The following is a 23,537-nucleotide window of genomic DNA, read 5'->3' as shown; positions in this document are numbered from 1 at the left end:
GGCGATGGACCGACGAGCCGCCCACCCCGTCGTCATCGTCGCCTTCGACGGCGTGCAGCTGCTCGATGTCACGGGCCCCGCCGAGGTGTTCGGTACAGCCAATCTCCACGGCGCCCGCTACGAGGTCCGGATCATCTCCCCGGACGGGACCGACGTCCGCACCTCCTCGGGCGTACGCATCGGCGCGGACGGCGGCCCGGAGAGCCTGCCGGCCCGCCCCGGGACGCTCGTCGTCCCCGGCCGGAGCGACTGGCGGCGGGCCGTCGCCGATCCCGCCCTGACGGGCCTGGTCGCCGAGCTCGTGCGCCGCTCGCGCCGGGTCACCTCGGTGTGCGCCGGGGCCTTCGTGCTGGCGCACACCGGGGTGCTCGACGGTCGGCGGGCGGTCACGCACTGGCGGCTCGCGGCGCAGCTCGCCAACGCGTACCCGCTGGTGCGGGTGGAGGCGGATCCGCTGTTCGTCCAGGACGGGCACGTGGTCACCTCCGCCGGGGTGACCTCGGGCATCGACCTCGCGCTGTCCCTGGTCGAGGAGGACCACGGGGCCGAGATCGCCCGGGAGGTCGCGCGGGAGCTGGTCGTCTTCATGGCCAGGCCCGGCGGCCAGTCCCAGTACAGCGCCCGCCTGACCCCGCGCGAGGCCGGGAATCCGGCCCTGCGCACGGTCATGGACGCCATCGGGGCCGACCCCCGGCTCGCGCTCGACGAGGTCGCCCGGGACGCCGGGGTCAGCGGCCGCCACCTCGCCCGGCTCTTCCGCTCGGAGACCGGGATGACGCCGGGGCAGTACCTGGAATCCGTCCGCCTCGAAGCCGCCCAGGCCCTGCTGGAGGCCGGCGACGACCCGGTGGACACGGTGGCCGAGCAGTCGGGCTTCGGTTCCGCCGAAACCATGCGGCGCGTGTTCCAGCAGAGCCTGGACCTCGCCCCGACCGCCTACCGCGCCCGCTTCCGCAGCACGCGCACGTCCCCGCCGTCCGGGTCGCCGATCAGCACGAACAGCTGAGGCTCGTCCGCCGTGCCGGCCACCTGCCAGTACAGCCTGGCTTCCTCGCACTCCGCGACGGACAGGACCACGCCCGGCCCGTCGCCGCCGGACGAACCGGCGGCCCGCTCCCAGGTCCCGCGCCCCGAACAGGTGTCGACCTCGTGCAATCCGTCTTCCACCGGAAGCGTCTGCGCCATCGCCCCGCCCTGCGCGTCGAGTTCCAGGCTGACGCCGGAGCCGGTCCACACGCCGACGTAGTCGGAGCGCTCCAGGGCCGGCGGCTCGTACGGGGGCATGACGAAGCCCGCGAGGAGGGCGGTGGGTACCGCGATCAGGGTCGCCGCCAGCGTCCACAGCCGCACCCGGAGCTTCGTCCGCCGCCGCATCCGCGCGTACACCGCGACCCCGACGGGGAGCACCCCGGCGGCGGCCGTCCAGCCCCAGGTGGCGACGTACGAGGTACGGGCCAGCAGGGCCACCGGTGCCGCGTACAGGCCTGCGAGCAGGGCCAGCACCGGCAGGGCCCACCGGGACGCGGGGATCCGGGTGCGCACTCCCGCGGCGTGCGAGAGCTCCATCACGGGGATGGTGAAGAGCGTGCCGTGCACCCAGCCCGCCACGAACGACAGCGGCGGAAGGAAGGCGCACGCGACGGCCACTTCGAGGAACAGGCCGATGGCGAAGGTGCCGTAGCCCACCCCGTAGGCGTCGCTCTCGCCCGGGGAGACCCACCAGAGCACCATCGCGACCAGGAACTGTGCACCGGCGACGGCTTCCGCACCGGGCGCGATGCCGCTCCAGGAGCGCTTGTTCCGGGGCGCGACGAACACGTGGTTCGACACGGCGGACCTCCCCATCCAGCTGACTTGAACACGTTCAATCCAGGGTGGACCCTACACTCCCCTTCCCATCTGACGAACCGTCAGCTTCAATCGGAGATGTGATGGGACACGCAGGGATGGCGGCCACCGTCGTCCGATACCTCAGATCAGTCGGCTCCCTCCCCTCCGCCGCCGCGGAGCCCGGGGCCGAGCCCGTCGAAGCACTGCCCCGCCCCGATCTGCGGGCCGTCGGCGAGGACGAGCGCGCGCCCGTCAGCCCCGCCGAGTTCCGCGCCGTACTGGGGAACTTCGCCAGCGGGGTCACGATCATCACCTCCCCGCCCGGCGAGGACGAGGACGGCCCGGCCGGCTTCGCCTGCCAGTCCTTCGCCTCGCTCTCCCTCGACCCGCCGCTGGTCACCTTCATGGTGGCCCGTACGTCGACCACCTGGCCCCGCATCGCGCGCACCGGGGTGTTCTGCGTGAACATCCTCGGCGCCGAACAGGGCGAGCTGTGCCGGGCCTTCGCCGTCAGCGGCGCCGACAAGTTCGCCGGCGTCGCCCACACCCCGGCCCCCGCCACGGGGTCGCCGCAGCTCGACGCGGTGCCCGCCTGGATCGACTGCCGGATCCACGCCGTGCACACCGGCGGGGACCACCTCATCGTCGTGGGCAAGGTCGAGGCCATGGGCGCGGCCGGCGAGGGCGAGCCCCTCCTCTTCCACAAGGGCCGCTTCGGCCGCTTCACCGACTGACACCGGAGGCACCGCCCGCCCGGCCGCCCCACCGCTCGCCCCACCGCTATCCTGCCGGTCTCGAACGGGCGGGGGGCCATGAGGATCACGTACGTGCCGGGTCGGAGCTGGGCGACCACTCTCACCGGCTGGCTCATGGTGCTGTGCGCCCTCGCCGCCACCACCTGCGCGGCGCTCGGGCTGGACCCCTACCCGCCGCTCGGTTCCGCCCTGACCCTCACGGGGCTCACCGTGCTGTGCGCGGCCGGCTGGGTCGCAGCCTCCTACCGGGCACGGATCGGCCCGGACGAAGCACGGTTCGGGCTGCCGCCCGCCGGGCGCCCGGGCAGGGTGCTCCCCCTCCTGCTGGCGGGCGGAACCGTCCTGGCCAGCGCTGCGGCCATCCTGCTCTCCTTCACCCTGTCCGGCGCCTCCGGCCGTGAGCAGGAGCGGCTGGAGCGGGCCGGGCTCGACGTGCACCGGGTTCCCGTGGCGCGGGTCCTGAGCACTCCGCAGGCCACGGGGAAGAAGAGCGCCTCGCGGCGGCCGCTGTACACCACCGACCTCGCCTTCCAGGTGCCCTACGACAACGGCGAGGTACGCGAATCCGTGCTCCGCGGCTTCACCACGACCGGGCCGCCCACCCCCGGCAAGGAAGTCGATCTGTACTACGCCACCTCGCACCCGGAGATCGGGGTCCGCGCCACACCCCCCGGCCCCGGAGCGCTCACCGCCGTCCTCTACACCGCGGTCGGGGTCCCCACCCTCGTCCTCGGGGCCTCGCTGCTGAAGGCCGTCGACGCCGGCGCCGTGCACGCGCTGCGGCGCCTGCGCCCCCGGGTGCACCTGCCCGCCCTCGGCATTCTGTTGCTCGGGCTCGCGCTGCTGCTGCCCGTGGCAGTGGAGGCCCGGTCCGGAGCCTTCGCCCGGGGTGCGGCCTGGGTGGCGGCCCTCACGCCGTGGCTGGCCCTGCTCTGGGTGAGGAGGGCCAGCCGGGGGGCGGGCGGTACGGGCACGCTCAGAACGTGAGGACCCCCCGGGCCACCCGCCCGTGGTGGGCGTCGTCCACGGCCTTGTCGAAGTCCTCGACCGGGTAGACCTCCGTCACCAGCTCGTCGAGCAGCAGCTTGCCCTGCCGGTAGAGCTCCGCGTAGAGCGCGATGTCCCGCTGCGGGCGCGAGGACCCGTACCGGCAGCCCATGATCGTCTTGTCCAGGTACATGGACGAGACCTGGAAGGCCGCCTCCTCCTTGAAGCCGGGCACGCCGAGCAGGACCGCCTGTCCGTGCCGGTCCAGCAGGTCGATCGCCTGCCGGATCAGCTTGACGTTGCCCACGCACTCGAAGGCGTGGTCCGCGCCCGTCGGCAGGATCTCCTTGACGGCCGCCGAGGAGTCCGCCACCGCCGAGGCGTCGATGAAGTGCGTGGCGCCGAACTGCCGGGCCACCGCCTCCTTCGCCGGGTTCGCGTCGATCGCCACGATGGTGGTGGCGCCCGCGATCCGCGCGCCCTGGAGCACGTTGAGCCCGATGCCGCCGGTGCCGATGACGACCACGCTCTCGCCGCGGTCCACCTTGGCCCGGTTCAGTACGGCGCCCACGCCCGTCAGGACCCCGCAGCCGATCAGCGCGGCCGAGGTCAGCGGGATGTCCTTGGGGATCTTCACCGCCTGCACGGCCTTGACGATCGTCCGCTCCGCGAAGGCCGAGTTGGAGGCGAACTGGAAGAGCGGCTTGCCGCCCCGCGAGAACGGCTGGCCCGGCATCCCGATCGCCTTGCGGCACATCGTGGGCCGGCCGCGGTCACAGTCCGCGCACGCACCGCAGTTGGCGAGCGTGGACAGCGAGACGTGGTCGCCGGGCACCACGTGCGTGACCCCGGAACCGACCGCCTCCACCACGCCCGCGCCCTCGTGCCCGAGCACCACCGGCGGCGGGAACGGGATCGTCCCGTCGATCACCGACAGATCGCTGTGGCACAGCCCGGCCGCCGCTATCGCGACCAGCACCTCCCCCGGCCCCGGGTCCCGGATCTCCAGATCGTCGACCACCTGGGCCTGCTTGCCGTCGAATACGACGCCTCTCACCTGGACTCCTTAGGCAGGCCGAGCACGCGCTCGGCGATGATGTTGCGCTGGATCTCGTCCGAGCCGCCGTAGATGGTGTCGGCGCGGGTGAACAGGAAGAGCCGCTGCTCCTCGTCGAGTCCGAGTTCGTACGGGGTCCCCTGCGACCAGTGCCCCGGCCCGGCCGTGGCCACCGCGCCCCGGACCTCCACCGCCAGCTCCCCGAGCCGCCGGTGCCAGCCGCCCCACAGGAGCTTGGCCACGCTGGGCGCGCCGGGGTCCCCGCCCGCGCCGCCCAGCGTCCGCAGTGCGTTCCAGCGCATCGTGCGCAGCTCGGCCCACTGCCGTACGAGGCGTTCGCGCAGGACCGGGTCGCCCGCGCCCGCGGCCACGTACGCCCGGACCACGCGCTCCAGTTCGGCCGCGAAGCCGATCTGCTGGACGAGGGTGGAGACCCCGCGCTCCAGGGCGAGCAGTCCCATGGCCACGGACCAGCCGTTGCCCTCACCGCCCACCACCTCGGCGGCGACGGCCCCGTCGAAGAACACCTCGTTGAACTCGGAGGTCCCCGACATCTGCCGGATCGGCCGGACCTCGACCTTGCCCGGCTGGTCCATGCGGACCAGGAGGAAGGACAGCCCGCGGTGCCGCGCCGACCCGGCCCCGGTGCGCGCCAGGACGAAGCACCAGTCGGCGTCCTGGGCGAGCGAGGTCCAGATCTTCTGCCCGGTGACCCGGTACAGGCCGTCCGCAGCGTCCCGTACCGCCGTCGTACGGATTCCCGCGAGGTCGGAGCCGGCGCCCGGTTCGGAGTACCCCTGGCACCACAGCTCCTCGCCGCGGGCGATGCCGGGGAGGAAGCGGGCCCGCTGCTCCGGGGAGCCGTAGGCGATCAGCGTCGGCGCGAGGAGGTTCTCGCCGATGTGGCCGACCCGGGCCGGGGCGCGCGCGGCCGCGTACTCCTCGGCCCACACCACCTGCCCGGTGAGGGACAGCCGCCGGTTGCCGTACGCGTCTGCGTCCGCCGTCTCCCAGCCCTGGCCGATCCAGCCGGCGCGCCCCAACTCCCGCTCCCAGGCCCGGCGGACCTCGACGCCCTCGTGCTCACTGCCCGGCCCGCCGAGGCCGACGGCCTCCTCGTACGGGCCCGTGAGGTGCTCCGCCAGCCACGCCCGCGCGCGACCGCGCAGCTCCTTGTCCTCCTCGTCGAAGCGGAAGTCCATGGTCGGTACCCCCCTTGGGTCCTGTCCGGCCGCTACGGCCGGCCTCTCGCGCCTTGGCACGCGTACGCGCCGATCCACCCGATCCGCCGGGTCCACCGGGCTCACCCGGAACGCCCGGCGCACCCGGAACACCCGAAACGCCCGGCCAGGGCCTACGCGTTGGGGCGGTCCTTGGCGGCCGCCGCCTTGGCCATGGCTTCGAGCTGGGCGAGCATCGGCATCGGGTCGGTGCCGACGGTCCCGGGCAGGAAGTCGGCGATCTTCTCGGGGGTCCAGGAGCCCTCGGCGTAGCCGGCGCGCAGTTCGCGGGGCTGCGCCCAGACGGCGATCTTCGGGCCGGCGATCGTGTAGACCTGCCCGGTGATCTTCTCGCCGCCGACGGCCACGGCCTTGTCGGAGAGCAGGTAGGTGACGAGCGCCGCGACGTCCTCGGGCTCGCCGATCTCCTTGAGCTCCATCGGCACGTTGGCCGACATCCGGGTGCGCGCCACGGGCGCCACGGCGTTGGAGGTGACCCCGTACTTGGCCAGGCCCAGCGCGGCGGAGCGGACGAGCGAGATGATCCCGCCCTTGGCCGCGCTGTAGTTGGCCTGGGCCACGGAGCCCTGGTGGTTGCCGCTGGTGAAGCCGATCAGCGTGCCGGTGCCCTGGCGGCGCATGACGGCGGAGGCGGCGCGGAAGACGGTGAACGTGCCCTTGAGGTGGGTGGCGACCACCGGGTCCCACTCCTCCTCGGACATGTTGAACAGCATCCGCTCGCGCAGGATGCCGGCGACGCACACGACTCCGTCGATGCGTCCGTACTGGGCGAGCGCGGTGTCGACTATGCGCTGGCCGCCCGCCATGGTCGAGATGTCGTCGGCGACGGCCACGGCCTCGCCGCCCGCGGCGACGATCTCCTTCACCACCGCTTCGGCGATCTCGCTGGTGGGCTCGTTGCCCTCCATGCCCACGCCGTAGTCGTTGACGACGACCTTGGCGCCTTCGGCGGCCGCGGCGAGTGCCACGGCCCGCCCGATGCCCCGGCCGGCGCCTGTGACGGCGACGACTTTGCCTGCCAAGAAGTTCCCCACGTCCGGCCCCTTCCCGCGTTTTCTGACGGTCCGTTAGATTCTATGGGCACCCGGATGCGCCAGCACAAGCCCCAGTTCGTCACCACAGTTCATTTCGCTACGAGGAGCTGATGAGATCGATGGCCATGCCCGCCGAGTTCCACGACATCGCCAAGCGCGTCAACAACTGGGGCCGGTGGGGCGCCGAGGACGAGATCGGCACCCTCAACCTCATCACCGACGAGGTGGTCCGCGCGGCCGCCGCGGAGATCCGCACCGGGCGCCGGATCCCGCTCGCCCTGCCGCTCAAGGAGGACGGGGTGCAGTCCGGCATGATCCCCGGCCGGATCAACCCGCTGCACACGATGGTGCAGATCAACCAGGAGCTCTTCGGCCCGGGCACGGTGGCGTGCAGCGACGACGCGGTGACCTTCGGGCTCCAGGCCGGCACGCACTGGGACGCGCTCACGCACGTCTCGCACTCGGGGAAGATCTACAACGGCCGCCCGGCCGGCACCATCACGGCGCACGGCCGCGCCGAGTTCAGCGGCATCGACAAGGCCGGGCACATCGTCTCGCGCGGGGTCCTGCTGGACGTGGCCCGCGCCAAGGGCCTGGACCGGCTCCCCGGCGGCCACCCGGTGACCCCGGAAGACCTGGAGCAGGCCGAGGAGTTCGGCGGGGTCACCGTCCGCGCGGGCGACATCGTCCTGGTCCGCACCGGTCAGGTGCAGGTCTACCTGGCGGGCGACAAGCACGGCTACGGCTACCCCTCGCCCGGCCTGTCCGTCCGTACGCCCGAGTGGTTCCACGCCCGGGACGTGGCGGCCGTCGCGAACGACACCCTGACCTTCGAGATCTTCCCGCCGGAGATAGAGAACCTGTGGCTGCCGGTGCACGCGCTGGACCTGGTCGAGATGGGCATGCACCAGGGCCAGAACTGGAACCTCGAAAAGTTGTCCACAGCCTGTGCGGAAGAATCCCGCTACTCGTTCCTGCTCTCCGCCATGCCGGAACCCTTCGTCGGCGCGGTGGGCACCCCGGTGGCCCCGGTCGCCATCCTCTGAGCGCGAAAGGGCGGTGGCCCCGGACCCTCACGGGTCCGCGACCACCGCCCTTCACGCCCTACGGTCAGCCCTTGGCGCAGATCACGTCGTACGGGCGGCCCACCGCCATGGTCAGCCGCATCGGCTCGGTGGTCCCGGACGGGCACTCGGCCTTCGTCTTGACCAGACCGAGCACCTTGTACGTGCCCGAACCGCCCGAGGCGCACGGCACTTCCTGGGCCTGGTCGGTCACGCAGTCGCCCTGCACCAGCTGGCCGCCGCCGGCGCCCGCGTCACCGGGGTGCTCGCCGGTCAGGTTGCGGCCGCAGACGGTGTTGGTGGGGATGCCGCCCGACTTGGCGGAACCGTAGGTCATGCTCACCTGGATCATCAGATCGGTGCCGGGCGGGCACTGGATCGCCCCCGGCAGGATGCTGGCGTCCTTGATGTCGATCGCCTTGAAGGTGGCACCGGACGCCGAGCACTTCTGCGGCCGGTAGCCGTCCGGCTTGTTGTCCGGGTCGGGGCCGCCGCAATCTCCCACCGCCCACGTGCTCGACGTGTCGGAGGAGGACTCCGGGTTCCCGGGGTCCTTGGACGAATTGCCCGGGGCCGACGCGGAGGCCGAGGGCTTGGCGTCGTTCCCGCCGCCGCCTTCGCCGAGCCACTGGGAGGCTCCGTAGATGCCTGCGGCGACCAGAACGAGTGCGAGGAATCCGGGGAGTCTGCTCCCACGGCGCCTCGGGGCGGGCGGAGGCGTCACCTCGTACGGGTTTGCCATGCGCTTCTCCTGTGATGAGGGTGGGGGCCTTCGGGACGGGACGACGCACCCCCGAGCAGAGATACGTCATGTACACCTCATGATTCCACGCGCACCACGAGCCCCCGACCCCGGGCCGGAACGCACACGGAGACGCTCAGCGGCAGGGCGGCGGTTCTACCGCCAGGGGGCGGAAGGTGACCGCGAGGTCCGGGCCGCGGCGGACGAAGCGCGCCTCGACCTCCGAGACGAGCACCATCGTGCCGGCCGTGTACGCGTCCGTCCTGAGGCCCGCGTCCAGGGCCTCCTCGGGCACCTCCGGCTCGGCGCGCCACCAGCGGCCGCCGAACTTCGTGTACCGGATCCCGCAGTGCACGTACAGCGCGTGCGGGTACGGGACCCCGAGCGCCGGGTCGCCCTGATCGGCCGGCTCCGTCGCCTCGGCCTGCGCGCTCGGCGGCGGCGCGGACGCGGCGGGCGGGGCCGGCATCCGGGCCCCGTCGCCGGGCGCCCACTGCGGGACGAGGACGGCCAGCACCGCGACGGCCGCCGCCAGCCCGGCACCGGCCGCCCTGCGGCGCCCGCGGATCCGGGCGGCCGCCCGGACGGCGGCCTGCGGCGTGGGGGCGGCGAGCGGCGCCGCCGGGGAGTCCGCCAGCGCGTGCAGGGCGCGGCGCAGCTCTTCTTCGGGGAACCCGTTCATCGAACCTCCGCCTCAGTCGTACCGGCGCCCGGCCAGAGGTCGGGGCGGGCCCGCAAGCGGGTCAGGGCCCGCGCGGCCAGGCTGGTCACCGTGCCGTTCGGACAGCCCAGGATCTCCGCCGTCTGCTCGACCGTCAGGTCCTGGTAGTAGCGCAGCACCAGTACGGCCCGCTGGCGCCGCGGCAGGCTGAGCAGGGCGCGTTCGAGCAGGTCCGTGGCGGCGACCGCCTCGGCGGCGGGCTCGACGGAGCCGCCCGCGGCGTCGGGCACGGCCGCGTGGGGCAGCTCGTGGTGCCAGCGCCTGCGACGCCAGGTGCAGTAGGTGGTGACCATGACCTTGTGCGCGTAGCCGATCGGTGCGTCGTACCGGCCCGCGCGGGCCCAGCGGTCGTAGACCTTGGCCAGGGTCACCTGCACCAGGTCCTGCCCCAGATGCCAGTCGCCCGTCAGCAGCCTCGCGGTGCGGAGCAACGGGAGTCCCGCTGCCGCGACGAACTCCGCAAACGTTTCTTCGGATGGCTCCACCCGGCCACACCCCCTCACCCTCAAGACGACCCGGGGGCGCGGTCGCATTGCACGACAGGGGCACCAACTTCAGGGTGGCGCTGTTGCCATCGGCGGACGGAGTCGCGCGTCAAAAAGGATTGGTTCTGCGGGTGGCGGCGGCGCGCATGCACGCCCCGAGCGCGGCACGGCGGCCGCCACCCCACGACCCGCACTCGTCAAGGCAGGACTGACCCTTGGCGTCCCCTCGCGACGAATCGTTCAACACAAGAGTGATCACCAGTTGACGAACCGTCAACACCTCGTTAGAGGTACACGTGCGGTTCCCGGATCGCGCCGTGGATTTCCGGCCCGCCCGCGGCGTCCTCCGCGGTCTTCCCCGCAGCCTTCTCGGCGGCCTTCTCCGCGATCCCCTCCGCGAGCTTCTCGGCGCGGTCGATCTCGCACCAGATCCGCTTCCCGGCGCCCTCGCGCTGCCAGCCCCAGCGGTCCGCCAGTCCGTCCACGAGCTCCAGCCCGCGGCCGCCCGTATCGTCCCCGGCGGCCTGCCGCGGGGACGGCGCCCGGTCGCTCGCGTCCGCGACCTCCACCCGCACTCCCGGCTCCCCGAAGAGCATGCGCAGCACGGCCGGACAGCCGGTGTGGACGACGGCGTTGGTGACCAGCTCGGAGATCAGCAGGATCAGCGTCTCGGCGAGCGGCTCGTCATCCCCTATGCCGCAGCCCGCGAGCCGTGAGCGGGCCCATCGGCGGGCCCGGCCGACCTCGGCGGGGTCCGGTCCTACCTCCAGCTGAACCTGAAGCACCTGCACCGCTCACACCATCCGAACCGGCGGACACTTCGCCTCGCGACAGGACGGGGTCACCGAGTGTGACCCCCTTGCGGAGCAGCATGGTTGACATACAGTCACCACAACAAGCGCTTCGGGCATATTCCAGCGTGAAGGAGTAAGCGTGGTGCATACTGTGCGGCGCTCGCGCCGCTCAACCGCTCGCATTCCCGGGAGCGTACCGGAGCAGCCCCCCGCCTCCGGGCCGCAATGAGGCGGGCGAAGGACACAAACCGATATCAACTCTCCGTAATCGGACATGCGTCCCGCGCCGTCCCTCCCGCACCCCTCCGTCACAGCGAGCGAGCAGGCGGCCGGGCAGCCGACCGCCCTACTCCACCGCCGCCAGCAGCTCCGCCGCCAGCGCCTCCTCCGCCTGCGCCGCGGTCCGCCACTGCTCCGCCCGCACCCACGCCCGCTTCAGGTGCAGGTGCACGTCCGCCTCCCAGGTGAAGCCCATCCCGCCGTGCACCTGCAGACAGTCCCGGGCGTTGCGCACGGCGGCCTCGTCGGCCAGCAGCTTGGCCGCGGCCACCTCCGCCGGACCGGCCGTCACGGCGGCCGCGTAGACCGCCGTACGGGCCACCTCGGCCCGCACCAGCATCTGCGCGCACAGGTGCTTCACCGCCTGGAACGCCCCGATCGGCTGCCCGAACTGTTCGCGCTCCTTGGCGTACTGCACCGCCAGCTCCACCGTGCGCAGCGCGCTGCCGAGCTGCAGCGCCGCCGTCAGCAGCGCCCCCGCGTCCCGGTAGGCACCGGCCGCCACCGGCTGCCCCGGCAGGGAGACCCGGGCCAGCGGGGTCAGCGGGTCCGCGGAGCGCACCGGCTCCCCGGCGTAGTTCCAGCCGGCCGGGTCGACCGGTTCCCCGTCCGCGCCGAGCACCGCGTCCGCCTCGCCGAGGTGGGCCACCAGCGGGCCCTCCAGGTCGAAGGCCGTCACCACCGCCTCCCCCTCCGCGGCCCCCGCGACCAGCCCGGCGGCCAGGTGGGTGGCGACCAGCGGTCCCGGCAACAGCGCCCGCCCGGCCTCCTCGAAGACGAGCACGGCCTCCGGCAGCCCGAGCCCTACCCCGCCCTCGTCCTCCGGGAGCCGCAGCGAGAAGAACCCGGCCTCGCCGAGCTCCCGCCACAGATCCCGGTCCACGGACCGGCCGGTGAGGTCGGCCCGGTCGACCGAGGCCCGCAGCTCCTCGCGCCCGTACCGGCCCGCCAGGAGGTCCCGTACGCCTGCCCGCAGGTCCCGCTGGTCCTGCGTCGGCTGGAAGTCCACGGAACGCTCACCTGCCCTTCGGAAGGCCGAGGATCCGCTCGGCCACGATGTTCTGCTGGATCTGCGAGGTGCCCGCCGCGATCGTGTACGAGAGCGAGGAGAGCCGGTCCAGGGTCCACTCCTCGTCCAGCGAGAGGGCCTCGGCCCCCAGCACCTCGGCGGCCGTGTCGTAGAGCTCCTGGCGCGCGTGCGAGTACGCCAGCTTGAAGACGCTGCCGCCGATGCCCGGGACCCCGCCCGAGCGCTCGGACTCGCTGACGTTCCACTGGGTGAGCCGCCACAGGGCGCCGAACTCCCCGTACAGGCGGCCCAGCCGGCGCCGCAGCACCGGGTCGTCCCAGCGGCCGTTCGCCTTCGCGGTGCGCGCCAGCTCGCCCAGGGTGCGCCGGCAGGCGACGACCTCGCCGACGAAGGCGGTGCCGCGCTCGAAGGACAGGGTCACCATCGTGACCCGCCAGCCGTCGTTCTCCGCGCCGACCCGGTTGGCGACCGGCACCCGTACCTCGTCGAGGAACATCTCCGCGAACTCCGTGGAGCCGGCCAGCGTGCGCAGCGGCCGGATCGTCACCCCGGGGGCGTCCATCGGCATGGCCAGCCAGGAGATCCCCCGGTGCTTGGGGGCCTCCCCGTCGGTGCGCACGAGCAGCTCGCACCAGTCGGCGACCTCCGCGTGCGAGGTCCATATCTTCGATCCGGTGATCACGTACTCGTCGCCGTCGCGGACGGCCCGGGTGCGCAGCGAGGCCAGGTCGGAGCCCGCGTCCGGCTCGCTGAAGCCCTGGCACCACACCTCGTCACCGCGCAGGACGGGCGGCAGCCAGCGCGCGCGCTGCTCCGCGGTGCCCTCGGCGGCGATGGTCGGGCCGGCGTGCAGCAGCCCGACGAAGTTCGCGCCGACGTACGGGGCTCCCGCGCGCTCCGTCTCCTCCAGGAAGATCAGGTGCTGCGTGGGAGTGGCCCCGCGGCCGCCCGCGTCCACCGGCCAGTGCAGTCCGGCGTACCCGGCGTCGTACAGCCTGCGCTGCCAGCCCGCGTCGTAGGCGCGGCGGCCCGGCCAGTCGTCGGGCGAGGGCTTGGCCGGCAGCCCGGGGAGCTCCTCGGCGAGCCAGGCCCGCAGCCGGGCCCGGAACTCCCGCTCCTCCTCGGTGTAGGTGAGGTCCACTGCGCCTACCGTCCCGTCCGCCGGTCCTTGTCGAAGTCAAGACCGAGCATACGGATGGCATTTCCGCGCATCAGCTTGTACACGGTTTCCTCGTCGAGACCCTTGACGTGGTCGAGGGCGACCTCCTTGGTGTGCGGGAAGGTCGAGTCCACGTGCGGGTAGTCGGTTTCGAAGGTGGCGTTGTCGCGGCCGACGACGTCCAGCGAGGCGATCCCGTGCTTGTCGCGGAAGAAGCAGCAGAACATCTGCCGGTAGTAGTACGTGGACGGCGGCTCGGGGATCAGGTCCTTGACCCCGCCCCAGGCGCGGTGCTCCTGCCACACGTCGTCGGCGCGCTCCAGGGCGTACGGGATCCATCCCATCTGGCCCTCGCTGTACGCCAGTTTCAGCGTCGGGAACTTGACGAGCACCCCGCTGAACAGGAAGTCCATCATCGAGGCCATGGCGTTGTTGAAGCTGAGCGCGGCCTGCACGGCGGGCGGGGCGTCGGGGGAGGCGGCGGGCATTTGGGAGCTGGACCCGATGTGCATGTTGACGACGGTGCCGGTCTCCTGGCAGACGGCGAAGAAGGGGTCCCAGTAGCCGGAGTGGATGGACGGCAGGCCGAGATGGGTCGGGATCTCGGAGAAGGTCACCGCCCGCACCCCGCGTGCGGCGTTGCGCCGGATCTCGGCGACGGCCAGGTCGATGTCCCAGAGCGGGATGATGCAGAGCGGGATGAGCCGGCCGCCGCTGTCCCCGCACCACTCCTCGACCATCCAGTCGTTGTAGGCGCGCACGCAGGCCAGGGCGACCTCCTTGTCGTGCGCCTCGGCGAAGGTCTGCCCGCAGAAGCGCGGGAAGGTCGGGAAGCAGAGCGAGGCCTCGACGTGGTTGAGGTCCATGTCGAGCAGCCGTGCCTTGGGGTCCCAGCAGCCGCGCCGCATCTCCTCGCGGGTGATGCCCTCCAGGGTCATGTCGTCGCGGTCGAAGCCGACGGCGGCGATGTTGCGCTTGTACGGGAACTTCAGGTCCTCGTAGATCCACCAGTCGGTGGGAGGGCCGTCGGGGTCCATGGTGATCACGTACTTGCCGCCGGTGTAGGCGAGTTCGCCGATGCCGGCCGTGAGCGCCTTGGGCCCGCGGTCGCGGTACTTGGCGGGCAGCCAGACGTCGAAGAGGTGGGCCGGTTCGATGACGTGGTCGTCGACGCTGATGATCCGAGGCAGTTCCATGATGTCCCCTCGCCGCATGCCGAATGGCTCCGTCGCCCCGATCCGCCGCTCGGGCAAATCTGATGGGGCGTCAGAAATCTGGAACCAAGCTAGCTCCCCGCCTCTGGACCGACAAGCGTCCGCGCCCTACGCTCTGCGCTTGATCTGACTATCCGTCAGGTCATGTCGGCCAGGGGAGGTCGGTCCGGGATGACGGACAGCACCGCAGTCGAACTCAGCCGGTCCCGCACGCTCTGGGACCTGATCACCCGCCGGGCCGCCATGACCCCCGACGCACCCGTCCTCATCGAGGCCGCCGACGGCCCCGCCGCCAACCGGGCCACCGACCGCCGGCTGACCTTCGCGGAGCTGCGCGACCGCTCCGAGCAGGTCGCGGCCGGCCTCTACGGCATGGGCGTGCGCCCCGGCACGGTGGTCGCCTGGCAGCTCCCCACCCGCATCGAAACCGTGCTCCTCTCCGTGGCCCTCGCCCGGATCGGCGCCGTCCAGACCCCCGTCATCCCCTTCTACCGGGACCGCGAGGTCGGCTTCGCCCTGCGCGAGTCGAAGGCGGAGTTCTTCGCCGTCCCCGGTGTCTGGCGCGGCTTCGACCACACGGCGATGGCCCACCGCCTCGGCGCGCACGGCGTCTTCGAGGCGTACGAGTCCCTGCCCACCGGCGACCCCGCGGTGCTGCCCCCGCCCCCCGAGGAGGGCGTCTCGGTCCGGTGGATCTACTGGACCTCGGGCACCACCTCCGACCCCAAGGGCGTCCTGCACACGGACCGCTCCCTCATCGCGGGCGGCTCCTGCCTGGCCCACGCCCTGCACCTGTCACCGGACGACGTCGGCTCGATGGCCTTCCCGTTCGCCCACATCGCCGGACCCGACTACACGGTGATGCTGCTGCTCTACGGGTTCCCGGCGGTCCTCTTCGAGAAGTTCGCGATGCCCGACGCCCTCGACGGCTACCGCCGGCACGGGGTCACGGTCGCCGGCGGCTCCACGGCCTTCTACTCGATGTTCCTCACCGAACAGCGCAAGGACCCGGGCACCAAACTCATCCCCACCCTCCGCCTCCTCGCGGGCGGCGGCGCCCCCAAGCCCCCGGAGATCTACCACGCGGTCGTCCGCGAGCTGGGCTGCCAGCTCACCCACGGCTACGGCATGACCGAGGTCCCCATGATCACGATGGGCGCCCCGGACGACACCGCGGAGAACCTCGCCACCACGGAGGGCCGGCCCCCCGAGGGCATGTCCATCCGCATCACGACCCCGGAAGGCACGCTCCTCCCGCCGGACACCGACGGGGAGGTCCGGCTGCGCGGGGAGGCGGTCTGCCAGGGGTATCTCGGCAGGGAGCGGAACGATGTGAACGCAGCGGTCTTCGACGCCGACGGCTACCTGATCACCGGCGACCTCGGCCACCTCACCAAGGACGGCTACCTGGTCCTGACGGGCCGCAGCAAGGACGTCATCATCCGCAAGGGCGAGAACATCTCGGCGAAGGAGATCGAGGACCTGCTCCACCGGTTGCCCGCCGTGGCCGACGTGGCCGTCATAGGCCTGCCCGACCCGGAACGCGGCGAACGCGTCTGCGCCGTCGTCGAACAGCCCCCGGGCGCGGCCCCGCTGACCCTCGCCGAGGTGACCTCGCACCTCCGCACGGAGGGCCTCTCCACCCACAAGCTCCCGGAACAACTGGAACTGGTCGAGGCCCTGCCCCGCAACGACGCCCTGCGCAAGGTCCTCAAGTACAAGCTCCGCGAACGCTTCGCGTAGCGGGCGAGGGCGGCTCGCGCGCGCGGCGGGGCACACGGCTCACGGCGCGGCGGGGCTGCGGGAGTCCGCCCCGCCGCCCTGCTTCCGCTCCGCCCCGGTTCCGCCCCGGCAGGGGCTACGCGTCCGGAGCCGCCACCCCGCAGTAGCCGGCGAAGGCCGCCAGGATCTCGTCCTCGGAGATGCGGCCGTCGCCGTCCGCGTCCAGGGCCGTCGCGAGCGGACCCGCCAGCTCCTCCGCGGTGCCCAGCACGCGCAGGACGCGCGCCGTCGCCGCAGGGGTCGCGCCGGGGACGGCGTCGCCGGCGGGGCTCGCCACCGCGATGACCGCCCGCAGGAACGGCCGCGCGATCTCCGCGAACCGGTGCGGGTTGTCCCGCAGCCGCTTCGCCGCGCCCGTGACGAACTCCTCGCGGGACACCCGCTGGTCCCCGTCCACGTCCGCGATGCCGGCCATGCCCTGCCAGAAGGCCTCCGCCCCGGCGAACACGGCCTGGCCCCTGTCGGACCTGGCCGCCACGGCGAATTCGGCCAGGACCGCCTTGGCCGCCGTACTGAAGTCCTCCCGGTCGATATACCCGGACCCGTCCTGGTCGAAGGTGGCGAATCGGGCGGCGATCTTGCGCTCGTACTCTGCGCTGTCCATGTTCGGCGTTCCGCCTTCACGTGTGCGGTGGGGTCAGTTCCAGACAGGACGGAGCGTAAGGCCTACGTGGCCTGCGCGTTAAGCGAAGCGGGCAAGGAGGTGGCCGCATCGAACCAGCGCACGAGGAGCGCGACGGGGCGCGTACGCCTGTGCGCATGTGCCGGGCCGCACCTCCCCGTTCACGCCGTGCTACGCCCCTATCACGCAGGGCGCACCTCCGGGACGAGGTTCTGGCAAAACGGGCGCGAACCGCTGCATGCCCACTACATTCGAGTGGTCGACACACGGCTGCGAAACCGGGAAGCCGGCTGGGGGCACGATGCCGAAGGACGCACCACCGCGCTGGGACCGCCGCATGCAACAACGCCTGGCCCGCGGCGAGGCCGCCGCGCTCGGAGAGCTGTACGACCGCTTCGCCTCGCTCGTGCACGGCCTCGCCCACCGGGTCCTCGGCGAAGAGAAGGCCGCCGACCGGGTCACCCGCGAGGTCTTCGGCTACATCTGGGAGAACCCGGACGCCTACGACCCCAAACAGGGCTCCATGCGCTCCTGGGTCGCCCGCATCACCCAGGGGCAGGCCGTGGCCCGCCTGCGCCAGGCAGAACTGGGCAACGGATCCCGCGAGGAACTGGAACAGAAGGTGCGCAGCGCCAACGCGGCGGCCCGCGCCGACTTCATCGTCACCTCCATGCCCGCACCCCTGCGGGCAGCGCTCGAACTCGCCTACTTCAAGCGCCGCGACTACCGCCAGGCCGCCGCCGACCTGCAGATCAGCGAGGACGAGGCCCGGCGCCGGCTGCGCCTGGGCCTGCAACTCCTGTCCACGGCCAACGCCGTCCCGCGCGACGACACGGTCCCGCCCGGGTACGGCCCCTCCGGATTCGGAACCACGCGATGACGATCCCGCCGAGCCCCTTCGGCGAAGAAGACGGCGAAGAGTACGAGCGGCCCCCGAACCGCGGCGGCCCGGCGCGCATACCGGGCCCGCGCGGAGCGGCCGACGACCTCGCCGACCTCGATGACCTCGTCGACCTCAACGACCTCGACGACTCGCAGCACATGGAGTACCCGGACATCACCGGCTCCCCCGCCGTACCGGCGCCCGCCGAGCCCGAGCCCGACCCCGAGCCGGTCCCGGCCGCGCCGCCGCCCACCCACGCCGTACTGAAGTCCCTCCTCGGCGCCTGGGCCCTGGCGGCCTGCTCCGCGGAGGAGACCCAGGCCGTCGAGGACCACCTCACCGAGTGCGCGCCCTGCGCCGAGGAAGCGCTGCGGCTGCGCGACGCCGTGGGGCTGCTGCACCCTGAGGAGACCCTCGACCTCAAGCCGCTGCTGCGCTCGCGCGTGCTGGAGGACTGCCTCGGCAAGCGCCCGGCCCGCATCCCGGTCCCGGCGTGGGCGAGCCCGTACGACACCGAGACGGCCCGGCTGGACGCCCTGCTGCGGGACTTCGGGGACTCGGAGTGGCACACCCCGGTCCGGCTGAAGTGGTTCGAGGAGGAGCGCCGCCAGACCCGCCGGACCACGGTGGCCGGGGTCATCGGGCACCTGCTGGCGGTGGACGGCCTCGTGGCGGCCGCGCTGGGCCTGGACGACCCCCTGGGCCGCGAAGCGTCGGCGGGCACCCCGGCCGAGCGCACGGAGCGGTTCTGGGAGGACTCCCCGTACCCGACCACCCGCCGGGTCCGCGAGCCGTGGCGGGAGCAGGGCCACACCCTGGTCCGTACGGTCTCCTTCGCGGGCCGCGGCGTGGCCGAACTGGACGTGGAGTACGGCGCCTTCGCCCTGCCCCTCGGGGACGCCTTCCTGGAGCGGGCCTTCGAGTGCTGGGTCCACGCCGTGGACATCGCGGAGGCGGTGGACTACCCGTACGGGCCGCCGTCCGCGCCCCACCTGAACCGGATGATCGACCTGGCGGCCCGGCTCCTGCCGGCGGCCCTGGCCGGGCGCCGGCGGGCGGGGCTGGCGGCGCCGCCGCGCGGGCTGGTCGCGGCGGGGGCGCCGGGCCGGACCTTGCACCTGGAGATCGAGGGTGCGGGAGGCGGCGGCTGGGACATCGCCCTGGACTCCCCCGCGGCGAAGCCCTCACCGGACCACACGGTGGCCCGGATCGCCCTGGACGGCACCGAGTTCTGCCAGCTCGCCGCGGGCCACATCTCCCCGGAGGAGGCCGCGGTCGGCCAGGACGGCGACCGCGAGGCCATCCGCGACGTCCTCTTCGCGGCGGCCTCGCTCAGCCGGATGTAGGGCGCCCGCCCTGCCGGCCATGACGTCCGGCGGTTACGTGAAGACGACCGTCCGGGTCCCGTTCAGCAGGACCCGGTGCTCGCTGTGCCACTTCACGGCCCGCGCCAGCGCCTGGCACTCCACGTCCCGCCCGATCGCCACCAGCTGGTCCGGGGTGACCTCGTGCCCCACCCGCTCGACCTCCTGCTCGATGATCGGGCCCTCGTCCAGATCCGCCGTCACGTAGTGCGCGGTCGCACCGATCAGCTTCACGCCCCGCGCGTGCGCCTGGTGGTACGGCTTCGCGCCCTTGAAGCTCGGCAGGAACGAGTGGTGGATGTTGATGATCCGCCCGCTCAGCTCCTTGCAGAGGGTGTCCGACAGCACCTGCATGTACCGCGCGAGGACCACGAGGTCGACCTCCTCGGCCCGGACCAGCTCCAGCAGCTGCGCCTCCGCGGCCGCCTTCGTGTCCTTCGTCACCGGGATGTGCACGAACGGGACCCCGTACGAGCCGACCAGCTCCTCGAAGTCGGTGTGGTTCGACACCACCGCCGCGATCTCCACCGGCAGCGCGCCGATCCGGTGGCGGAAGAGCAGGTCGTTGAGGCAGTGCCCGAACTTCGACACCATCAGCACGATCCGCATGCGCTCGTCGGAGCGGTGGATCTGCCAGTCCATCCGGAAGGAGTCGCCGATCGCGGCGAAGCTGGCCCGCAGCTTCTCCACCGTCACCGGAGCGTCGGCCGCGAAGTGGACCCGCATGAAGAAGAGACCGGTGTCGCGGTCGCCGAACTGCTGACTGTCCTCGATGTTGCACCCGGTCATGAACAGATAGCTGGACACGGCGTGCACGATGCCCTGCTTGTCCGGGCATGAGAGGGTCAGTACGTACTGCTGCGGGGCCTGGGGCTGCGGGTCGTCGCTCATGACCCCACAGCCTTCCACATCACACCGCGCGCGTGAGGATCCTCAGGACGTCCAGTGAGCGCGGCCGCGCGTCCGGATCGTCCGCGTCCGCCGTCGCCAGCCGTACGTGGGCTTCGCGCGCGGCCCGCACCGCCTCCGGCCAGGCGTGGTGCTCCAGGTAGCCGGAGACCGGGGCGTCGGGGCCTATCTGGTGCATGATCCGCAGCACGCGCAGTACGGCGAGGTCCACCAGGGCCGCTTCCTGCGAGTCGCGGAAGATCGTGCCGACGTACTTCTCCGCGGACCAGCTGTCGAGCCAGGTGTCCTCGACGAGGCGGTACACGGCGTCGGTGACGTCCCCGTACCCCTCGGCGCCGGCCAGCCAGGTGTCCTCTTGGAACGCGGGGTCGGAGAGCATGTGCAGCGCCGAGCGCACGTTGCTGCGCCAGCGCCACCACGGCATGTCGTTGAGGGGCATGCCGCCCATGGTGGAGGAGCGGCCGCCGCGGCGGGAAGAGTTCTTCGAACCTTGGGCGAATGTCACGCTTTCGATCGTACGTTCCCGTACGGCGTGATCTTGAGGCGCCCGGACCCCCCGGAAACCGGCCCGACCGGTGCTCACTCAGCGTATGGGCGACACCCGTAATTCACCTCGTCGTCACCCCATGTTGCGTACACCTCGCACTTCAGTTACCCCGGGCGCGGAATGGTGCATGCACATGACCACCCGGCGACGCGCAGCATCACTCTCCCGCTCCTTTCTGGCCCGGACCGCGGCCGTGGCGACGGGCGCGTGTCTCGTCGCCGGCTGCGGGGTGCTCCCCGGGGGCTCGGGGGGCCCCGGGGGCGCCGACACCCTCACCGTCATGACCTTCGCTCCCCAGGACTCCAGCGCGACCAACATGCCGGGCATGCCGGGCATGGCCAAGGCCTACGAGCGCTGGGTCAACTCCAAGGGCGGCATCAACGGCCGCAAACTCCGCGTCCTGACCTGCAACGAGCGCAACACGCCCACCGGCGCCGCCGACTGCGCCCGCAAGGCGGTCGCCGAGAAGGCCGTCGCCGTCATCGGCTCCTACAGCCAGCACGGACGGGCCTTCCTGGCCCCGCTGGAAGCCGAGGGCATCCCCTTCATCGGCGGCTACGGGGTCTCCTCCACCGAGTTCCAGTCCCCGCTCTCCTTCCCCGTCAACGGCGGCCAGCCCGTCCTCATGGCCGGAGCCGGCCACCAGCTGGGGCGCACCTGCGCCAAGGTCGCCCTGGTCCGCCCCGACACCCTCGCCGGCGATTCCCTGCCCATCCAGCTCAACGCCGGCCTCAAGGCCAACCAGATGCCCGAGGCCAGCGACATCCGGGCCGCCGAGGACGCCGCGGACCTCTTCGTCCAGGCCAACGAGGCACTGGCGGCCTCCTCCTCCGGGACCTCCGGGAAGGGCGGCGCCTCCTCGGCGAAGGACGGGAAGGACGGGAAGGAGAAGGGGTGCGTGGCCGCCGTCCTCGGCGCCCGCACCGAGACCTTCTTCGACGCCTTCCGCCGCGCCGACTCCCAGAACCGCAAGCCGCAGGTCTCCTCGGTGCTGGGCTCGGTCAGCCAGGCCCTGGTCGACCGGACGGGCGGCAAGGAGAGCCCCTTCGAGGGCGCGTACGTCACGAGCTGGTACCCGGTCGGCTCCGATCCCCTGTGGACGCAGATGCGCAACGTCATCTCCGACCACGCCTTCGGCGACAACGCCGTGGACCCCGACGACAGCGGCGCGCAGACCACCTGGATCGCGTACACGGTGTTCAGCGAGATGGTGAAGCGGTTCAAGGAGGACGAGAAGCTCACCGGCCGCTCCCTGACGCGCAAGCTCAACCAGTCCGACCCCGTCCAGACCGGCGGCCTGACCCCCGACCTCAGCTGGCGCTACGAGGACATGCGCGCCGTCGCCGGCTTCCCCCGCATGGTCAACTGCCGGGTCACCTTCCAGGTCGTCCAGCAGGGCCGCCTGATGGCCCAGCCGGGCGGCGAGCCGTCCATGGACATGACCAAGACCCTGGAAATGGCGCCCCGTTCGAGCTAGTCCGCCTCTTTCGGGGACCGGGCTTGGAGCCGGCTCTTGTCAGAGCCGGCTCCTGTCAGAGCTGGCTCTTGTCACGCTTGGTGAGGTCGTACTTGGCCGCGATGGAGTTCCACAGGCCCGCCGCGGTCTCCTTCGCCCTGGTGGCGTCGCCGCTCGCCTTGTTGCCCTCGGAGGCGTTGCGGGTCGCCTTGGCCTTGCCGTCCTTGCACTTGTCGCCGTCGGACTTCATGTCGTCCGCCCAGGCCGCGTAGCTGTTGTCGGCCTCGGCGGAGGACTTCCACGCCTTGGTGAGGGCCGCGGTCAGCTTCGCGTTGTTCGGGAGCTTGTCCACCTTGAGCTCCTGGAGCCGGGTCACCAGCTCCTCGCGCTGGCGGGCCGCGTCGCGCAGATCGGTGGCCGCCTGGTCCAGGTTGGTGCAGCCCTTGATGTCCTCGACGGCCTTGATCACCGATGCCCGGCTGTCGTTGCTGTCCGCGAGGAGCTTGTCGAGCTGCACCGCCTGCGGCTGCGCGGCATCCAGCGGGGTCTCGCCGCTCTCCGCCGCGGAGCTGCCGGGGGTGGGGGTGGCCGCCACGGCGGCCGGGTCGTTGTTCTGCGCCTTGCCGTCACCGAGCAGCGCACCGACCCCGAGCCCGACGACGGCCAGGCCGATGACGACGGCGCCGATGATCGCGGGCGACACCCTGCGGGCGGCGGCGGGCGGCTCCTCCTGGTAGTACGGCGGCTGCTGCTGGTACTGCTGCGGCGGCGGCGCGTACTGCTGGTGCTGGGGCTGCTGCGCGTACTGCTGTTGTTGCTGGTGCTGCTGTTGCTGCGGGTGGGGGCGGCGCGGCGGCTGCTGCTGGCGCACCGGCTCCTGGATGGGGGGCAGCAGCTGCGTGTCCCCCCGGAACATCCCGTCGAACCCGGCGGCGGGATCGGCGGGCGCGGCCGGGACCGGCGCGATGTACTGCGTCGCGGCCTCGTCGTACGAGGGAGCGGCGGGGACCGGCGCGATGTACTGGGTGGCCGCCTCACCGTGCGCGGGGGCCGCGGGAACCGGCGGTATGTACTGGGTGGCCGCTTCGCCGTACGCGGGGGCCGGGGGGACGGGCGCGATGTACTGCGTCGCCGCCTCCTCGTGCGCGGGGGCAGCGGGCACCGGCGGAATGTACTGGGTGGCGGCCTCCGGCAGCGGCGGGTAGCCGTAGCCGTGCGGGTCGCCGGGGCCCTCGTAGCCGGGGCCGACCACGTGACCCTGCGGATAGCCGTAGCCGTAGTCGGGGCCGCCGGGTGCGGGGTAGCCGTAGGCGGGCGGGCCTTGCGGGTACTCCTGCTCCCCGCCGGGCTGCGCGGGCGGCTCCGTCGGCGGCTGCGCGGGCACGGGCGGCCCCCACGGCACGCCTCCCTGCGGGCTGGCGCCCTGTCCGCTCTCCGTCACCGGGACTCCCTCTCCGACCTGTCCGCGTTTACGGAACCGTCGGCTCACGCTACCGGCCCCGGGCAAGTGTGCCAGTCCCGGCCTCGTGGCCAACGGTGTTCGCAGCACGAACCGGAGCCGGAACCCGTACAACCCCCGGGG

23 protein-coding genes are annotated in these 23,537 nt (G+C 72.5%); 8 read left to right on the top strand and 15 right to left on the bottom strand.

The genetic code is table 11. The features are described 5' to 3' along the window. Positions 1–4: 4 nt before the first annotated feature. Positions 5–1,006 (top strand): GlxA family transcriptional regulator, encoded by a 1,002-nt coding sequence (locus OG276_RS20820; protein ID WP_266907648.1) that lies wholly within the window; start codon positions 5–7, stop codon positions 1,004–1,006. On the opposite strand, the gene OG276_RS20815 is transcribed toward OG276_RS20820, so the two are convergent. Next, positions 937–1,830 (bottom strand): hypothetical protein, encoded by an 894-nt coding sequence (locus tag OG276_RS20815; protein ID WP_266907646.1) that lies wholly within the window; start codon positions 1,828–1,830, stop codon positions 937–939. The two genes, OG276_RS20820 and OG276_RS20815, sit on opposite strands and share 70 nt — an antisense overlap. Positions 1,831–1,946: 116 nt before the next feature. Between OG276_RS20815 and OG276_RS20810 the strand changes: the two genes are divergently transcribed. After that, entirely contained in the window at positions 1,947–2,564 is a 618-nt protein-coding gene (locus OG276_RS20810; protein WP_266912974.1) for a flavin reductase family protein, read from the top strand. A gap of 93 nt (positions 2,565–2,657) precedes the next feature. Continuing rightward, the gene (locus OG276_RS20805; RefSeq protein WP_266907644.1) at positions 2,658–3,572 is read left to right on the top strand and encodes a hypothetical protein; all 915 of its coding nucleotides are present in this window, start codon (positions 2,658–2,660) and stop codon (positions 3,570–3,572) included. Here the strand turns inward: OG276_RS20805 and OG276_RS20800 are convergent. The 3 genes from OG276_RS20800 to OG276_RS20790 all read right to left on the bottom strand — a co-directional run bounded on the left by OG276_RS20800 (position 3,562) and on the right by OG276_RS20790 (position 6,904). Then, positions 3,562–4,629 (bottom strand): Zn-dependent alcohol dehydrogenase, encoded by a 1,068-nt coding sequence (locus OG276_RS20800; RefSeq protein ID WP_266907642.1) that lies wholly within the window; start codon positions 4,627–4,629, stop codon positions 3,562–3,564. The genes OG276_RS20805 and OG276_RS20800 overlap by 11 nt on opposite strands. Then, entirely contained in the window at positions 4,626–5,831 is a 1,206-nt protein-coding gene (locus OG276_RS20795) for an acyl-CoA dehydrogenase family protein (RefSeq protein ID WP_266907640.1), read from the bottom strand. Before OG276_RS20795 ends, OG276_RS20800 begins: the two co-directional genes overlap by 4 nt. Positions 5,832–5,983: 152 nt before the next feature. Continuing rightward, a complete protein-coding gene (locus OG276_RS20790) occupies positions 5,984–6,904 on the bottom strand; it encodes an SDR family oxidoreductase (RefSeq protein ID WP_266907638.1) in 921 nt (306 codons plus the stop codon). 119 nt (positions 6,905–7,023) lie between these two features. Here OG276_RS20790 and OG276_RS20785 point away from each other — a divergent pair, with 119 nt between their 5' ends. Continuing rightward, positions 7,024–7,950 (top strand): cyclase family protein, encoded by a 927-nt coding sequence (locus OG276_RS20785; RefSeq protein WP_266912972.1) that lies wholly within the window; start codon positions 7,024–7,026, stop codon positions 7,948–7,950. Positions 7,951–8,014: 64 nt separating this feature from the next. Here OG276_RS20785 and OG276_RS20780 read toward each other — a convergent pair whose 3' ends face one another. The 7 genes from OG276_RS20780 to OG276_RS20750 form a co-directional block, all read right to left on the bottom strand. Continuing rightward, positions 8,015–8,710 (bottom strand): hypothetical protein, encoded by a 696-nt coding sequence (locus OG276_RS20780; protein WP_266907636.1) that lies wholly within the window; start codon positions 8,708–8,710, stop codon positions 8,015–8,017. Positions 8,711–8,846: 136 nt separating this feature from the next. Beyond that, the gene (locus OG276_RS20775) at positions 8,847–9,392 is read right to left on the bottom strand and encodes a hypothetical protein (RefSeq protein WP_266907634.1); all 546 of its coding nucleotides are present in this window, start codon (positions 9,390–9,392) and stop codon (positions 8,847–8,849) included. After that, a complete protein-coding gene (locus OG276_RS20770) occupies positions 9,389–9,916 on the bottom strand; it encodes a SigE family RNA polymerase sigma factor (RefSeq protein WP_266907632.1) in 528 nt (175 codons plus the stop codon). Before OG276_RS20770 ends, OG276_RS20775 begins: the two co-directional genes overlap by 4 nt. Positions 9,917–10,200: 284 nt before the next feature. Continuing rightward, positions 10,201–10,707, bottom strand: coding sequence for an ATP-binding protein (locus OG276_RS20765; RefSeq protein ID WP_266907630.1), 507 nt, complete (start codon positions 10,705–10,707; stop codon positions 10,201–10,203). 349 nt (positions 10,708–11,056) lie between these two features. After that, positions 11,057–11,998 (bottom strand): acyl-CoA dehydrogenase family protein, encoded by a 942-nt coding sequence (locus tag OG276_RS20760; RefSeq protein WP_266907627.1) that lies wholly within the window; start codon positions 11,996–11,998, stop codon positions 11,057–11,059. A 7-nt stretch (positions 11,999–12,005) separates the two neighbouring features. Beyond that, positions 12,006–13,160, bottom strand: coding sequence for an acyl-CoA dehydrogenase (locus tag OG276_RS20755; protein ID WP_266907625.1), 1,155 nt, complete (start codon positions 13,158–13,160; stop codon positions 12,006–12,008). A 5-nt stretch (positions 13,161–13,165) separates the two neighbouring features. Further along, a complete protein-coding gene (locus tag OG276_RS20750; RefSeq protein ID WP_266912971.1) occupies positions 13,166–14,377 on the bottom strand; it encodes an amidohydrolase family protein in 1,212 nt (403 codons plus the stop codon). 186 nt (positions 14,378–14,563) lie between these two features. Here OG276_RS20750 and OG276_RS20745 point away from each other — a divergent pair, with 186 nt between their 5' ends. Next, the gene (locus OG276_RS20745) at positions 14,564–16,135 is read left to right on the top strand and encodes a class I adenylate-forming enzyme family protein (protein WP_266907623.1); all 1,572 of its coding nucleotides are present in this window, start codon (positions 14,564–14,566) and stop codon (positions 16,133–16,135) included. A 115-nt stretch (positions 16,136–16,250) separates the two neighbouring features. On the opposite strand, the gene OG276_RS20740 is transcribed toward OG276_RS20745, so the two are convergent. Then, entirely contained in the window at positions 16,251–16,778 is a 528-nt protein-coding gene (locus OG276_RS20740; RefSeq protein ID WP_266907621.1) for an EF-hand domain-containing protein, read from the bottom strand. 319 nt (positions 16,779–17,097) lie between these two features. On the opposite strand from OG276_RS20740, the gene OG276_RS20735 reads away from it, so the two are divergent. Further along, entirely contained in the window at positions 17,098–17,676 is a 579-nt protein-coding gene (locus tag OG276_RS20735) for a sigma factor (protein ID WP_266907619.1), read from the top strand. Next, positions 17,673–19,025: a zf-HC2 domain-containing protein gene (locus OG276_RS20730; RefSeq protein ID WP_266907617.1), complete on the top strand. Its 1,353-nt coding sequence runs from the start codon at positions 17,673–17,675 to the stop codon at positions 19,023–19,025. The genes OG276_RS20735 and OG276_RS20730 overlap by 4 nt, the downstream gene beginning before the upstream one ends. 33 nt (positions 19,026–19,058) lie before the next feature. Here OG276_RS20730 and purU read toward each other — a convergent pair whose 3' ends face one another. Beyond that, positions 19,059–19,934 carry a formyltetrahydrofolate deformylase gene (purU, locus tag OG276_RS20725; RefSeq protein WP_266907615.1) on the bottom strand — a complete coding sequence of 292 codons (876 nt, stop codon included), beginning with the start codon at positions 19,932–19,934 and terminating at the stop codon, positions 19,059–19,061. A 19-nt stretch (positions 19,935–19,953) separates the two neighbouring features. Beyond that, positions 19,954–20,400: a hypothetical protein gene (locus OG276_RS20720; RefSeq protein WP_266912969.1), complete on the bottom strand. Its 447-nt coding sequence runs from the start codon at positions 20,398–20,400 to the stop codon at positions 19,954–19,956. A 379-nt stretch (positions 20,401–20,779) separates the two neighbouring features. Here OG276_RS20720 and OG276_RS20715 point away from each other — a divergent pair, with 379 nt between their 5' ends. Further along, entirely contained in the window at positions 20,780–21,976 is a 1,197-nt protein-coding gene (locus tag OG276_RS20715; RefSeq protein WP_323182352.1) for an ABC transporter substrate-binding protein, read from the top strand. A 55-nt stretch (positions 21,977–22,031) separates the two neighbouring features. On the opposite strand, the gene OG276_RS40835 is transcribed toward OG276_RS20715, so the two are convergent. Continuing rightward, positions 22,032–23,396 carry a hypothetical protein gene (locus tag OG276_RS40835; protein ID WP_323182351.1) on the bottom strand — a complete coding sequence of 455 codons (1,365 nt, stop codon included), beginning with the start codon at positions 23,394–23,396 and terminating at the stop codon, positions 22,032–22,034. Positions 23,397–23,537 lie beyond the last annotated feature (141 nt).

The organism is Streptomyces sp. NBC_00086 (assembly GCF_026343255.1).
Classification (GTDB): Bacteria; Actinomycetota; Actinomycetes; order Streptomycetales; family Streptomycetaceae; genus Streptomyces.
Note: the sequence above shows the minus strand (reverse complement) of the source record. Positions and strands in the feature narration are given on the sequence as shown.

Coding starts and splice junctions, on each gene's coding strand:
- OG276_RS20820 (WP_266907648.1), top strand. CDS start 5: ATGGACCGACGAGCCGCCCACCCCGTCGTCATCGTCGCCTTCGACGGC.
- OG276_RS20810 (WP_266912974.1), top strand. CDS start 1,947: ATGGCGGCCACCGTCGTCCGATACCTCAGATCAGTCGGCTCCCTCCCC.
- OG276_RS20795 (WP_266907640.1), bottom strand. CDS start 5,831: ATGGACTTCCGCTTCGACGAGGAGGACAAGGAGCTGCGCGGTCGCGCG.
- OG276_RS20785 (WP_266912972.1), top strand. CDS start 7,024: ATGGCCATGCCCGCCGAGTTCCACGACATCGCCAAGCGCGTCAACAAC.
- OG276_RS20780 (WP_266907636.1), bottom strand. CDS start 8,710: ATGGCAAACCCGTACGAGGTGACGCCTCCGCCCGCCCCGAGGCGCCGT.
- OG276_RS20775 (WP_266907634.1), bottom strand. CDS start 9,392: ATGAACGGGTTCCCCGAAGAAGAGCTGCGCCGCGCCCTGCACGCGCTG.
- OG276_RS20745 (WP_266907623.1), top strand. CDS start 14,564: ATGACGGACAGCACCGCAGTCGAACTCAGCCGGTCCCGCACGCTCTGG.
- OG276_RS20740 (WP_266907621.1), bottom strand. CDS start 16,778: ATGGACAGCGCAGAGTACGAGCGCAAGATCGCCGCCCGATTCGCCACC.
- OG276_RS20735 (WP_266907619.1), top strand. CDS start 17,098: ATGCCGAAGGACGCACCACCGCGCTGGGACCGCCGCATGCAACAACGC.
- OG276_RS20730 (WP_266907617.1), top strand. CDS start 17,673: ATGACGATCCCGCCGAGCCCCTTCGGCGAAGAAGACGGCGAAGAGTAC.
- purU (WP_266907615.1), bottom strand. CDS start 19,934: ATGAGCGACGACCCGCAGCCCCAGGCCCCGCAGCAGTACGTACTGACC.
- OG276_RS20720 (WP_266912969.1), bottom strand. CDS start 20,400: ATGGGCGGCATGCCCCTCAACGACATGCCGTGGTGGCGCTGGCGCAGC.
- OG276_RS20715 (WP_323182352.1), top strand. CDS start 20,780: ATGACCTTCGCTCCCCAGGACTCCAGCGCGACCAACATGCCGGGCATG.